The following is a 14,373-nucleotide window of genomic DNA, read 5'->3' as shown; positions in this document are numbered from 1 at the left end:
CTAGTATTATTAATCAATCTTAAATCAACTTATGAAGAAATCACTTTTTATGCTATTGCTCCTTTTTTCTATTTGTACACTAAGTGCACAACAACAAAACGATAGTATTGCTTCTTTATATGAAAAGCAAAATGAAGTTAAATTAAATGCTGTAATGCTGCTTGCTGGTGTTTTTGAAGCAAGTTATGAAAGAAATCTTAATGAAGAATCTTCTGTTGGTATTTCTTTTTTAACACCATATGACAACGAAAATTCAGATGCTGATATTAATTATTACATTTCTCCTTATTATAGAGTTTTCTTTGGAAAAAAATATGCGGCCGGTTTTTTTATTGAAGGATTTGGAATGTTAAATTCAATAGACCGAGATTATGAAGTTCAAGAATCAGGGATGTACTATACTTATGAAGAAAAAAGTGTTACCGACTTCGCACTTGGCTTTGGCTTAGGTGGTAAGTGGGTTACTAAAAGCGGGTTTGTATTTGAACTTGTTGGAGGAATAGGTAGAAATCTTTTTCAAAATGATTATGATGATTCTCAAATTGTTGGAAAATTCGGATTCAATTTAGGTTACCGTTTTAATTAGATAAAATTATTTATAAAAGTATAATGCCCAAACTTTAATAGTTTGGGCATTTTTAGGTTTTATTGAGTTTAAGCTTCAATAATACTTTATTTTTCTGCTCCACACATATAATGGTTCATCATTAACTATTTTTATAATTTTAATCCAATTACCTTTTTTATCTAAATCATATTTGTAATCAATATTATAAGTTTTTCCTATTTCCTCAATTGTTATGTGAACTATATAATTATCATCATATATTCTAGTTACTGTTTTTTCTTTTCTACCTGAAAATATACTTTCCTCTTTTATTTTTAAGTCTAATTTATTGTATTTAAATATGGCTTTATAATGATAAGAAGTATCTGATGGTGTATTGTAAATAGTTCTTTCAATTATATTATCATTATCATATTTGTAAATAGTCTTACTTCTTATAATATCACGGTCATTATATCTCTCTTCATAAATCAAATTATCATTTACGTCATACTTTAGTTTTTTAATATTTCTCCATGTCCCCGTGGAATCCCTAGCGAATAATCGACTCCCATTTTTATTTTCTCGCCATTTTCTAGGAATGTGTTGAAATTCCCTAATCAATTTATTTTGTTTATTATAGTTTTTATAATCTGAATTTACATACCCAAATGCATCATACCTTGATGTTTTAATTAGATTACCAATGGAATCATATTTAAATAGTAAATAATAAAATAAATCAGTTTCATCACTATATGTAGAAATAGAGCTTCTTAATTTACCATTATAATCATAAGTATACTTAACTAAATTATGCTCATAATCAAAAAATGTTTCTTTTTTTTCTGAAAGATTCCCTTCTTTATTATAGGAATATTCATATTTCATTACAAAATCCTCATCTTTATCTCTCCAAATTTCATTTTTTGGTTTTCCATTTTTTAAAAATTCTTTTTCATAGTTAATATAAGCAACATCAGGGTATTTAAACCAAAATGCATGAAATTTGTCTTTTAAATTTTCTGGCGTAAGAATTGTTGCATGCCCATAATCTCCATCCCCTTCCATAAATGTATAGTTCTGCTTATTCTTTTTTAAAAACTCCACTTTTTCTTTAACATATCTAGGATTACCATAAATGGTATCTATATTTTTTTGAGAATAACAAGTAAACGCAAAAAGAAGAGCTAACAAAGTAACAAAAGATGTTTTCAAAACTTATATTTTAGTATTAAATCAAAAGTATCTATTTTATTTATAAATAAAGAACAACAATGAGTGAGTACAACTTTTCCATGACTAAAAATAAAAAAACGCCCAAACTTAATAGTTTGGGCGTTTTTTGTAAAAGAGATTCCTGCGTTTGCAGTAATCTGTTATTTCATTCTCTGTAGCCAATGCTTTACATCAACCTCAGCTTTAATGATATCTTTTAAATCTTCAATCTTCACACGTTTTTGTTCCATCGTATCTCTATGACGAATTGTAACTGAGTTATCTTCTAAAGTATCGTGATCTACAGTAATACAAAATGGTGTTCCGTTTGCATCTTGTCTTCTGTAACGTCTTCCAACGGTATCTTTTTCTTCGTATGCAACATTAAAGTCCCACTTTAAATCTTCTACAATTTGTTTTGCAACTTCTGGTAAACCATCTTTTGCTAACAAAGGAAATATTGCCGCTTTTACAGGTGCCAATACTGCTGGTAATCTTAAAACAGTACGTGTTTTTCCATCTTCTAGCTCTTCTTCTACTAAAGCGTTAGAAAACACAGCCAAAAACATACGATCTAAACCTATAGAAGTTTCTAAAACGTAAGGTGTATAGCTTTCTTTATCTTCTTGATCAAAATACTGAAGTTTTTTACCAGAAAATTCTTCATGTTGCTTTAAATCGAAATCTGTACGAGAATGAATCCCTTCTAATTCTTTAAACCCAAATGGGAATTTGAATTCGATATCAGTAGCCGCATCTGCGTAATGTGCTAATTTTTCATGATCGTGAAAACGGTAATTATCAGCGCCCATCCCTAGAGATAAATGCCATTTCATACGTGTTTCTTTCCAATGCTCAAACCATTTTTTTTGTGTTCCTGGCTTAATAAAAAACTGCATTTCCATTTGTTCAAACTCACGCATTCTAAAAATAAATTGTCTTGCAACAATCTCATTTCTAAAAGCTTTTCCTGTTTGTGCAATTCCGAAAGGAATCTTTAAACGCCCTGTTTTCTGAACGTTTAAGAAATTCACAAAAATACCTTGTGCTGTTTCTGGTCTTAAATATAAGTCCATTGCAGATTCTGCTGAAGCACCTAATTTAGTTCCGAACATTAAGTTGAATTGCTTAACGTCTGTCCAATTACGACTTCCTGCAACAGGACAAGCAATTTCTAATTCTTCAATTAAAGCTTTTACATCTGCTAAATCTTCATTTTCTAAAGATTGACCCAAACGTTTTAAGATAGAATCAATTTTTTCTTGATAACCAACAACACGTCCGTTAGTCGAAAGAAATTCTTCTTTATTAAAGGCTTCACCAAAGCGTTTTTCTGCTTTTTTAACTTCCTTTTCAATTTTTGCTTCAATTTTTAAGCAATAATCTTCAACTAAGACATCGGCTCTATAACGTTTTTTAGAATCCTTATTATCAATTAAAGGATCACTAAACGCATCTACGTGGCCAGAAGCCTTCCATGTGGTAGGATGCATAAATATTGCGGCATCAAGACCTACAATATTTTCATTCATCTGTACCATGGCTTTCCACCAATAGTCTCTAATATTTTTCTTTAATTCTACTCCATTTTGAGCATAATCGTACACTGCACTAAGTCCATCATAGATTTCACTACTCTGAAACACGTAACCATACTCCTTTGCGTGAGAGATTACTTTTTTAAATTGATCGTCGTTTGCCATAATACTGCAAAAATAGAAAACCGCTCTGATTAACAGAATGGTTTTACAAAAATTATATCGTTAATTATATGTATTTACTATTTTAAAACAAGACTTGTACTCGCGAGCTTAGTATTTTTATGAAAAACATTCACAAAATAATGCCCTTTGGTTAACGGTTTTTCGTTTTCACTGGGTATAATAGCTGTACAAACTTCTAAGTTTTTATTAGCATAGTTAACAACTTCCTTCTTACTATAATTTAAAGTATCATCCCCAAAAACCAATTCTCCTTTATCTGAAACAACATTACCTTGTGGACTTACAATTTGTATGTAAATATCTTTTTCTCCTTTTAGTGTTAAAATATTTTCTGATAACGTAATGCAAACATCGATAGCATTGGCACGTCTTGCCTTTTCCGTTAAACGCTTTTTACCAGACTTAAGTTTATAAGATTGTACACTAACATTACTAGCCTTTAGTACTGCAGCATCATTAATAGATCTATTTAAAACATTATTTGTTTTTTCTAAATCACTAATTGTTGTTGTCTTTTTTTTAATAGTATTTAAAGCGTAGTGTTTCTCTTGTTGCAGTTTTTCATTTTCATAATTTAAAGAATCAATAGTGCTAAGAAGCACTTTGCTTTTAGATTTAAAAACAGCAAGCTGACCTTTAAATTTAGTAATTATAGATAAGTTTCCTCTAAGTAATCTTAGAGAATCTAATGCATTCTTAGTTTCTTGCTTTGCTTGTTGTAGCTGAGCAGACATAAGACTGTAATCTTCACTAAGTTCGTCGTAACTGGATAAAAGCTCTGATAATTCAGTTTCTATTAAAACTTTTTCTTGATTTAAAAAAGTCTCGTAAGATTCAATGGATTTGTATTTATCAAAACTATAGGCTCCTAAAACGGTTAAGACAATTAATAAAGAACTTATAATTAATCTATAATTTAATAGCTGAGGGTTAACTATCATAATTAATTTTATTAATTTGAAGCCAAAATAAAGGTTCTTATAGTGTAATCCTTATTTTAATCGTTTAAGTGATGAAAAACTTGTTAAACTTGTTCTTTCCAATGGTTTGCGAAGCGTGCAACGATGCTTTAAGTGATAACGAAGTACTTTTATGCACTTCATGCAGACATCATTTACCCGTTACTAACTTTCATTTTAATAATGATGAAACCGTTAAAAAAACAGTTTATGGAAGAGTAAAATTAGAAAATGCAACTGCTTTATTACACTTTTCGAAAAAAGGAATTGTACAACAAATACTTCATAATTTAAAATACAGAGGTCATGAAAGTATTGGGGAATTCTTTGGTAAATGGCTTGGTGCCGAATTAGCAACAATAGATGTTTATAAAAATATAGATGTCGTTATACCGGTTCCTTTATACAAGTCTAAGCTAAGAAAACGGGGCTATAATCAAGTTGCTAAATTTAGCCAAGAAATTGCAAAAGCTTTAAATGCAGAATATAATGACAGTGTTTTAATAAAAATAAAATCAACAAAAACACAAGTTTTTAAAGCAAGAACTACACGATGGAAAGATGACGGAGCCTTATTTAATATTTCTGAGAATAAATCTTTAGCTGGCAAACATATTTTATTAGTCGATGATATTATTACAACTGGCGCAACCGTAGAAGCCTGCGCGGCAGTTTTGTTAAAAATTCATAATATAAAGTTAAGTCTCGCCACTTTAGCAATTGCAGATTGATTTTTTCGTTACTTTAATTTATAGTTGTTTCTTTGTATTAAATTATTATAAAATAGATGCGTTTATCTTTTATTCGAATTATAAGTATACTGTTAATTTCAATTAGTATTGTAAGTTGTGCTAATCGCGGTACACCAACTGGTGGAGAAAAAGATATTTTACCTCCTGAAATAATATCATCTAACCCAAAAAATTTCTCAACTAATTTTAAAGGTGATGAGATTATTATACAGTTTAATGAATATGTTCAAATAAAAGATCTTCAGAAACAACTTATTATATCGCCTCCAATGGATAATGCTCCTGTCGTTTCTCCTGCAAGTGGTGCTAGCAAAACAATATCTATCAAAATAAAAGATACGCTAGATGCTAATACTACTTATGCTTTTAATTTTGGAGAAAGTATAGTGGATTATAACGAAAGCAATCCTTATCCTTATTACCGTTATGTGTTTTCTACAGGAAATACTATTGATTCATTATCCGTAAAAGGATTTGTTGAAGATGCTTTAAAAAAAGAGCCCGATACATTTATTTCTGTAATGCTTTATGAAGTAGACTCTACATATTCGGATTCTATCGTTTATAAAGAAAAACCAAGATACATAACGAACACATTAGACAGTCTTACAAGTTTTAGTATCGATAACATCAAAGAAGGTACTTATAAACTAATTGCTTTAAAAGATGAAAATTCGAATTATATCTTTAATCAAAAAGATGATAAAATAGGTTTTAAAGAGGGGTATATTACTGTACCGTCAGATTCGACTTATGGCTTAAAATTATTTAATGAAGACGTAAACTTCAAAGCTATTAAACCAACACAAGATGGTGAAAAACGAATCATTTTCCCATACGAAGGTGATTATGAAGCCATGAGAATTAATGTCCTAGGTGAAACGCCTGAAGGTTATAAAACTAGAATTGTAAAAGACAAAGAAACGGATACTTTGTATTATTGGTATCAACCAAAGTTTGAAATTGATACTACATTTTTCACAGTGACTAATGGAAAAAAAATAGACACTTTTAAACATCGTTTTAGAGCATTAAAAAGCGATTCTTTAAAAATTACAGCTTTAACACAAGGTGCTATTAATTTTGAAGATGAATTTACTCTTGAAGCTAATATACCTTTATCTAAAATTGATACCACAAAAATTAAAGTTATAGACAAAGATTCTTTAGCTGTAACTTATAAGGTTGAATATGATTCAATCTACAATAAATATAGATTTCCCATAGATAAAATAGAAGGTCAAGAATATAATTTCACTTTACTACCAGGTACATTAACTGATTTTTACGAAGATACCAATAAAGACACTCTAAATTTCAAAATTAAAACTAAAATGAAATCTGATTATGGTAACATTAGAGTGAACCTAATTAATGCTAAGCTACCAATGATTGTTCAGCTAATAGATAATAATGATGTGGTTTTATTCGAACGTTATGCTAAAGATATTCCTGTTGTAGATTTCACAAATTTGACTCCAAAAAAATATAAAATGCGAGCTATTTTTGATACTAATGAAAACGGAAAATATGACACAGGTAATTTCTTATTAGGAATTCAACCTGAACGTGTCAGTTATCCAAAAGAAGAATTAGATGACGTGCGTGCTAATTTTGATTTCGTTATTGAATTTGAACTTTTAGACTAAATCCGTCTCCGTCATTTAAAAAGTTTAATTTTTCTCGGTATTTTTTAATAGCGTCTTTATGTAATGTAACGAATTCTATAGTTTCCTCGTTTTCAGAAATATGATCTAATCTATTCCCTAAAACGTCGTAAACCACTGAGTGCCCAGAATGTTCATAATTATTCCCGTCGAGTCCTACTCTATTAACACCAATACAATACGTCATATTCTCTATGGCTCTAGCTTGTAACAAAGCATCCCAAGCTTTAATCCGAACTTTTGGCCAATTGGCAACATATATCAAAAGGTCGTAATCCTCAACATTTCTAGCCCAAACAGGGAAACGTAAATCGTAGCATACCAACGGACAAATTTTCCAACCTTTATAATTGAATATTACTTTTTCTGAACCAGCAGTATATACTTTATCTTCACCTGCTAAAGTGAATGTATGTCGTTTGTCATAAGTCGTAATTTTACCAGAAGGCTCTACACAAACCATACGATTATAGAAATTATTATTTTCAGAAATCACAAGACTCCCCATAATAACTGCGTTTTTTTCTTTTGCTAATTGCTTTAACCATAATATTGTTTCACCATCCATTGGCTCCGCAACTAATTCTGGCTTCATGGTAAAACCAGAAGTAAACATCTCTGGTAAAACAATAAGATCAACACCCGTTATGGTATTGATCTTATCATTTAGTAAACGTCTATTTTCTTTTGGGTTTTCCCAAACTAAAGACGTTTGTATTAAGGCTACGTTTAAAACGTTAGACATATTTATAATTTTCGTTTCGCTTTATTTACTTTGTCAGTAAGCTTCTCTAATTTATCCATCCACTTATTTTCATCGACAGGAGACAATTCACCTTTTCTTTTTAACTTCTCGTATTTTTTTTGAGCTTTGTCTAATTTATCTTCAGCTTTTGCCAAATTAGCTTCTAATTTTTCTTCTTTTTCTAATGCTTTTTCAGCTTTCTTTTCTGCTTTCTCTGCCTTTTTCTCAGCTTTCTCAGCAGCCTTTTTTTCCTTTTCTAACTCCTTAGCAGCATCTTCTTTTTCTTTTACGGCTTTAGCTTCTTCTTTTTCAAGCTTTTTTGCTGCAGCTTCCTTTTTCTTTATCGCTTTTTCTTCTTCTTTTTTCGCTTTAGCATCAGCAACTTTAACCTTCTCTTCTTCAGCTTTTACTTTTGCCGCTTCTTCTTTTGCTTTAGCTTCTTCTAATTTTGCTGCTGCTTCTACTTTAATTTTTTCTGAAATTGTAGCCGCTTCTTTAAAAATAACTGCTTTTTCTTCTAAACTTAAAGTTTCTGTCACATCCTTTCCTTCTAAAAAGATTTTCTCACTTTTAACCTCGTAGATTTTCCCTTCTTTGGTTACTTCTTGCGCGTTTAAAAACAACGCAAATACTAGACTTACACAAGTTAATATATATTTCATAATTTTTATTTATTTAAGTTATTCATTTTTTCTTTTGCTTCTTCAAACTCTTTTTCTAAATCGTCTAATTCTTCAGACCATTTTTCCTCATCATTAGGAGATAGCTTTCCTTTATCTTTTAATTTTTCAAATTTCTTCTGTTTATTATCTAAACTCTTCTTTGCCTTTAAAAAATCTTTACGTGCATCTTCTTTATCTTCAATCTTTTTTTCTAATACCTCTTGTTGCTCCTCTAGTTTTTCTTGTTTTGCTTCCGCCTCTTCTTTTGCTTTTTTCAACTCTTTTTGCTGTGCCTTAAGAGATTCTTGCAACTGCTCTGCTTCTGCTTTAGCTTTATTATTTGCTTTTAGTGTCGCTTCTATTTCTGACTTACGTTCCTCCGATAAAGTTTCTGTAACATCGGCACCATCGTTTTTAATAGAATTACCTTTTATTTCATAAACTTTTCCATCTGTCATAATAACACGATCACTACTACCACAAGACAGCATTAAACTTATTAAAAAGAAAATAAATACATATTGAAATTTCATATTATATATAATTTTTGTTTCTATAATTTAGACACTAAAGAATTGATAGCGTCACTACATTACGAAAGTTTTAACATTAAATCCTATTCAAAATTTCAGCAGCTTGTATTAAAGTTTCTTCTGTTTTTGCAAAACAAAACCGTAACACTTTATCATCCTCATTATTAGTATTAAATACAGACAATGGAATAGCAGCTATTTTAAATTCTTTTGTTAATCGTTTTACAAAATCTACATCATATTCATTTGTAATATCACTATAATCTAATACTTGAAAATAGGTGCCTTTAGAGGCTTGAAATTTAAATCTAGATTCTGAAATTAAATTTAAGAACAAATCTCGTTTACGCTGAAAAAAAATATTCAAACTTAAATAACTTTCTTCATCTTTCATATAATCCGCAATCCCTTTTTGAGACGGATGATGCACTGAAAACACATTAAATTGATGTACTTTTCTAAATTCGGACATTAATTCTTCAGGAGCACAACAATACCCAATTTTCCAACCCGTATTATGAAACGTTTTTCCGAAGGAAGCCGTAATAAAACTACGTTGTTTTAAATCCTTAAATAAACAAACACTCTGATGTTGTTCTGCATCAAATATAATATGTTCATAAACCTCATCACTTAAAACTATAATATTAGTGTTTATAGTTATTTTTTGAAGTTGAAGCATATCCTCTTTAGACCAAATTGTCCCACTTGGATTATGAGGTGAATTGATAATAATCATCTTTGTTTTAGATGTTATTTTTGAAGCAACCTCTTCCCAATTCACTTTATAATTTGGTGCTGATAACTGAATAGCAATTGGTTTCCCTCCATTAATTTCAACTGCAGGCTCATAACAATCATAAGCAGGTTTGAAAATAACTACCTCATCATCTTTTCTAATAAATGTAGAAATAATCGTATAAATAGCTTGTGTTGCTCCTGCTGTTACTGTAATTTCTTTTTCTGGATGGTATTTACTTTTATATAACAACTCATATTTATGAGCAATAGCCAACCGCAAATCTAAATTCCCAGCCATTGGTGCATATTGATTATAGCCTTTATTCATGGCGTCATAAACCAAAGTATTCAGTTTCTGAGAACTAGGATAATTAGGAAAACCTTGCGATAAATTAATTGCATTATACTCTTTAGCCAAAGCACTCATAACAGTAAAAATCGTTGTCCCTGTGTTTGGTAATTTAGATGTGAAATTCATAAAAAAAGTAGGCTTTATGTACAAAAACATTAAAGATATAAAACAAGCTTTTCTATCTTTACAAAAACTAAAAAAATATTGAATATGCGATTTTTTAAAATTCTTTTCTTTTTCGTTGTTTTTCAAGTCTCGGCACAGCAAGGAGGCATGTGGATTCCTTCACTTTTAGAGGGTATGAACGAAGATGAAATGCAAAGTTTGGGCAGTAAATTAACAGCTCAAGATATTTACGATGTTAACAACTCAAGCTTAAAAGATGCCATTGGCCATTTTAATGGTGGCTGTACAAGTGAAGTTATTTCAGACCAAGGTTTAGTACTTACCAATCACCACTGTGGTTTTAGCCAGATACAATCGCACTCTTCTTTAGAAAATGATTATCTAAAAGATGGTTTTTGGGCCATGAATTTAGAAGACGAATTACCAAATGAAGGTTTATTTATTGAGTTTATTGTGAGTATTCATGATGTTTCTGATGTGGTTTTAAAAGGAATTACAGCTAACATGACGGAAACAGAAAAACAATCTATAATTTCTAAAAATAGTAATGCTGCTTTAAAAACTTGGCCAAAAGAAACCTGGCAAGATGTAAAGACAAAAGCATTTTTTGAAGGCAATCAATATTTTCTTTTTGTAACAGAACGTTTTGAAGATATCCGTTTAGTAGGTGCACCACCAACAAGTATTGGTAAATTTGGTAGCGATACTGACAACTGGGTTTTCCCAAGACATACCGGTGATTTTTCTATGTTTCGTATTTATGCAGATGCTAATAACCGTCCTGCAAAATACAGTAAAGACAACCAACCTTACAAGCCTAAACATTTTCTTCCGATCTCTTTAGATGGTGTTGAAGAAGGTGATTTTACGATGGTATTTGGTTTTCCTGGTACAACTAGCGAATATCTACCTGCAGTAGCAATTGAACATATTACAGAGGAATTTAACCCAACAAACATCGCTATTCGTGAAGCGGCTCTAAAAGTTATTGACCAAAAAATGAAAACTAGCGATGATGTGCGTATTAAATACGCTTCTAAACAAGCTAGAATTGCTAATGCTTGGAAAAAGTGGATTGGTGAAAACTTAGGAATTAAGAAAACTAATGCTGTTGAAAAACGCAGAGAATTTGAAGCTACTTTTACCAAAGCTTTAAAAGAAAAAGGACTAGAGGACAAATACGGTCATATCCTTCCTGAATTTGATAAACTATATAAAGATTTTGCACCTATAGATATTAAGAGAAGAAACTTTATTGAAGTCTTTTTCACTACCAATGAATTAATGCAAATGACATTTAGAGCTTACCAAATTGAACAAGCTTTAATTGAAAACCCTGCAATTCTTGAAAACGCTAAAGCAAGTTTAACAGGAACTTTAAAAGGGATTCATAAAAACTACGATGTTGACGTTGACAAAGGAGTCTACCTTAATGTAATGCCGTTGTATAGTAAAGATGTAGATGCTACAATTTATGACAAAACAGCCTTTACTCATTTAGACTCTGCTCTAAAATTATTAGAAGGTGATGCTGATACCGTGATAAAAAACCTTAATAATGATGCCGCTTTTGCTTATGCAAAACCAATGATTACAGAATTTTTTGATTCAATTAATAAAGATTACGAAGCAAAGAATGCACCTATCACAGCTTTACAAACCGAATACATGACTGCATTAATGGAAGCCTTACCTAACGAACGTTATTTCCCTGATGCTAACAGTACGCTGCGTGTTACTTACGGACAAGTTAGAGGTTATTCGCCAAGAGATGCTGTGTATTACAACCCAGTGAGTTATTTAAATGGTGTGATTGAAAAATATATTCCAGGTGATTATGAGTTTGATGTGCCACAAAAACTAATTGAACTTTACGAAGCTAAAGATTACGGGCAATATGCAGATAGCAACGGAAAGGTACCGGTTTGTTTCTTAGGTACGAATCATACCACAGGGGGAAACTCTGGAAGTCCTGCTATTGATGCTGTAGGAAACTTAGTTGGTTTAAACTTTGACCGTGTTTGGGAAGGAACAATGAGTGATATGAATTACGATCCTGAAATTTGCCGAAACATTATGGTCGATTTACGTTACGTACTTTTCATCGTAGATAAATACGCAGGTGCACAACACTTAATTGATGAAATGACCTTAGTACATCCTAAAAAAGATGATTCTAAGAAAAAGAAAAAACGCAAGAACAAAAAGAGAAAGTAGGCCGTAATTAAGTCCTAAGTTAGCAATTGCTAACTCTAAAATATATTAGACCTCACTGATTATTAAAATCTGTGAGGTCTTTTTTATACTTAATAAACACTTCTCGATACGATTTGTCGTGCCTCAAAATCACTCGAAGTGACGATAACAGTAATCATTATAATTCTTGTTTAACGCAAGCCGTCAGTTCAAGTGGAATTGCTTTTTCTGCAATTTTATATCGAGAACTAATCAAATTAAAACTCAACAACTCCTAAAAACTAAAACAACACTTCTCGATACGATTTATCGTACCTCAAAAATCACTCGAAGTGACGAAATAGTAATCACTATAATTCTTATTTCACGCAAACCGTCTGTCCGAGTGGAATTGCTTTTTCTCCAATTTTGTATCGAGAACCAATTAAATTAAAACTCAATAACTCCTAAAAACTAAAACAACACTTCTCAATACGATTTATCGTACCTCAAAAATCACTCGAAGTGACGATAACACTAATCATAATAATTCTTGTTTAACGCAAGACGTCAGTTCGAGTGAAATTGCTTTTTCTGCAATTTTGTATCGAGAACCTTTTTTTAATTTAAAAGAAAAAAAACCCCAAACACTAATGCTTGGGATTTTTAAAAATTCAATTTCAATTAATGAGATTGCTTCATCGCTAAAAAGCGTCTTGCAATGACACTCATTGATTAATATCTGTAATGCTCTGGCTTATAAGGCCCTTCAACTTTTACACCAATATAATCCGCTTGGTATTCTGCTAATTCAGTCAACTCAACACCAATTTTTTCTAAGTGTAATTTTGCTACTTTTTCATCTAAATGCTTTGGCAACATGTACACGTCATTTTCATAACTGAAACTGTTTTTCCAAAGTTCAATTTGCGCTAAAGTTTGGTTTGTAAATGAATTACTCATTACAAAACTTGGGTGACCTGTTGCACAACCTAAGTTTACTAAACGTCCTTCTGCAAGTAAAATAATATCGTTTCCGTTGATGTTATATTTATCAACCTGAGGCTTAATAGTATCTTTAGTATGACCGTGTTTCTCGTTTAACCAACCTACTTGAATCTCATTATCAAAGTGACCAATGTTAGCAACGATAACTTTATCTTTCATTGCTTCAAAATGCTCAGCTCTTACAATATCTTTGTTACCTGTTGTTGTAATAATAATATCAGAATTACCAACTACAGTTTCTAATTTCTTAACTTCAAAACCGTCCATTGCAGCTTGTAATGCACAAATTGGGTCAATTTCAGTAACTGTTACAATAGAACCTGCACCTTTAAAAGAAGCAGCTGTTCCTTTACCAACATCACCATAACCACAAACAGTTACACGCTTACCAGCTAACATAATATCTGTTGCTCTACGAATTGCATCTACTGCAGATTCTTTACAACCGTACTTATTATCAAATTTAGATTTTGTTACAGAATCATTTACGTTAATAGCAGGCATTGTTAATGTACCATTTTTAACACGCTCATAAAGTCTGTGAACCCCTGTTGTAGTTTCTTCAGAAAGACCTTTAATTCCAGCAGATAATTCTGGATACTTATCCAAAACCATGTTCGTTAAATCACCACCGTCATCAAGAATCATGTTTAATGGTTTACGATCTTCACCAAAAAATAAAGTTTGTTCAATACACCAATCAAACTCTTCTTCTGTTAATCCTTTCCATGCATAAACAGCTGTACCAGCTTCAGCAATTGCTGCAGCAGCTTGGTCTTGCGTAGAGAAAATATTACAAGAACTCCAAGTCACTTCAGCACCTAAAGCTTGTAATGTTTCAATTAAAACCGCTGTTTGAATCGTCATATGTAAACAACCTGCAATACGTGCTCCTTTTAAAGGCTGCTCATTTTTATACTCTTCTCTAAGACTCATTAAACCTGGCATTTCTGCTTCAGCCAATTTAATTTCTTTTCTTCCCCATGCCGCAAGCGACATATCTTTTACCTTATTCGGTACGTAAGCAATTGTTTTTGCACTCATATTCTTTTTCTCGTTTTTTATATATTATAAAACGCCTTTGGGTTTAACACTTAAATAGTTAAATTCGCTAATCTAAAAATGTCAAAACAGACATAGGCGATGCAAAGATAATCAATAACA

Annotated in this window: 12 protein-coding genes; 4 read left to right on the top strand and 8 right to left on the bottom strand. The window is 31.2% G+C overall.

Annotated elements, in window-relative coordinates:
• Nucleotides 1-31 precede the first annotated feature (31 nt).
• Nucleotides 32-586 carry a DUF3575 domain-containing protein gene (locus tag HSX10_RS00470; protein WP_173586232.1) on the top strand — a complete coding sequence of 185 codons (555 nt, stop codon included), beginning with the start codon at nucleotides 32-34 and terminating at the stop codon, nucleotides 584-586.
• Between the two features lie 75 nt (nucleotides 587-661).
• Here HSX10_RS00470 and HSX10_RS00465 read toward each other — a convergent pair whose 3' ends face one another.
• From HSX10_RS00465 to HSX10_RS00455, 3 genes are all read right to left on the bottom strand, one after another.
• Nucleotides 662-1,765 (bottom strand): hypothetical protein, encoded by a 1,104-nt coding sequence (locus HSX10_RS00465; protein WP_173586231.1) that lies wholly within the window; start codon nucleotides 1,763-1,765, stop codon nucleotides 662-664.
• 161 nt (nucleotides 1,766-1,926) lie between these two features.
• The gene (locus HSX10_RS00460; protein ID WP_173586230.1) at nucleotides 1,927-3,468 is read right to left on the bottom strand and encodes a glycine--tRNA ligase; all 1,542 of its coding nucleotides are present in this window, start codon (nucleotides 3,466-3,468) and stop codon (nucleotides 1,927-1,929) included.
• A 77-nt stretch (nucleotides 3,469-3,545) separates the two neighbouring features.
• On the bottom strand, nucleotides 3,546-4,430 hold the full coding sequence (locus HSX10_RS00455) for a DUF8428 domain-containing protein (RefSeq protein WP_173586229.1): 885 nt from the start codon (nucleotides 4,428-4,430) through the stop codon (nucleotides 3,546-3,548).
• A 71-nt stretch (nucleotides 4,431-4,501) separates the two neighbouring features.
• Between HSX10_RS00455 and HSX10_RS00450 the strand changes: the two genes are divergently transcribed.
• Both HSX10_RS00450 and HSX10_RS00445 read left to right on the top strand, forming a co-directional pair.
• The gene (locus tag HSX10_RS00450; protein ID WP_173586228.1) at nucleotides 4,502-5,179 is read left to right on the top strand and encodes a ComF family protein; all 678 of its coding nucleotides are present in this window, start codon (nucleotides 4,502-4,504) and stop codon (nucleotides 5,177-5,179) included.
• Between the two features lie 56 nt (nucleotides 5,180-5,235).
• Entirely contained in the window at nucleotides 5,236-6,849 is a 1,614-nt protein-coding gene (locus HSX10_RS00445; protein WP_173586227.1) for an Ig-like domain-containing domain, read from the top strand.
• Here HSX10_RS00445 and HSX10_RS00440 read toward each other — a convergent pair.
• The 4 genes from HSX10_RS00440 to HSX10_RS00425 form a co-directional block, all read right to left on the bottom strand.
• Nucleotides 6,824-7,612 carry an amidohydrolase gene (locus HSX10_RS00440; RefSeq protein ID WP_173586226.1) on the bottom strand — a complete coding sequence of 263 codons (789 nt, stop codon included), beginning with the start codon at nucleotides 7,610-7,612 and terminating at the stop codon, nucleotides 6,824-6,826. The two genes, HSX10_RS00445 and HSX10_RS00440, sit on opposite strands and share 26 nt — an antisense overlap.
• A gap of 2 nt (nucleotides 7,613-7,614) precedes the next feature.
• Nucleotides 7,615-8,274 (bottom strand): hypothetical protein, encoded by a 660-nt coding sequence (locus HSX10_RS00435; RefSeq protein WP_173586225.1) that lies wholly within the window; start codon nucleotides 8,272-8,274, stop codon nucleotides 7,615-7,617.
• A 5-nt stretch (nucleotides 8,275-8,279) separates the two neighbouring features.
• Nucleotides 8,280-8,807: a hypothetical protein gene (locus tag HSX10_RS00430; RefSeq protein ID WP_173586224.1), complete on the bottom strand. Its 528-nt coding sequence runs from the start codon at nucleotides 8,805-8,807 to the stop codon at nucleotides 8,280-8,282.
• Between the two features lie 76 nt (nucleotides 8,808-8,883).
• Nucleotides 8,884-10,026 carry a methionine aminotransferase gene (locus HSX10_RS00425; RefSeq protein ID WP_173586223.1) on the bottom strand — a complete coding sequence of 381 codons (1,143 nt, stop codon included), beginning with the start codon at nucleotides 10,024-10,026 and terminating at the stop codon, nucleotides 8,884-8,886.
• An 84-nt stretch (nucleotides 10,027-10,110) separates the two neighbouring features.
• Here HSX10_RS00425 and HSX10_RS00420 point away from each other — a divergent pair, with 84 nt between their 5' ends.
• A complete protein-coding gene (locus HSX10_RS00420; protein WP_173586222.1) occupies nucleotides 10,111-12,243 on the top strand; it encodes a S46 family peptidase in 2,133 nt (710 codons plus the stop codon).
• A gap of 693 nt (nucleotides 12,244-12,936) precedes the next feature.
• On the opposite strand, the gene ahcY is transcribed toward HSX10_RS00420, so the two are convergent.
• Nucleotides 12,937-14,253 (bottom strand): adenosylhomocysteinase, encoded by a 1,317-nt coding sequence (ahcY, locus tag HSX10_RS00415; protein WP_173586221.1) that lies wholly within the window; start codon nucleotides 14,251-14,253, stop codon nucleotides 12,937-12,939.
• Between the last annotated feature and the right edge of the window lie 120 nt (nucleotides 14,254-14,373).

It is taken from the genome of Winogradskyella undariae (genome assembly GCF_013285155.1).
Lineage (GTDB): Bacteria > Bacteroidota > Bacteroidia > Flavobacteriales > Flavobacteriaceae > Winogradskyella > Winogradskyella undariae.
Note: the sequence above shows the minus strand (reverse complement) of the source record. Positions and strands in the feature narration are given on the sequence as shown.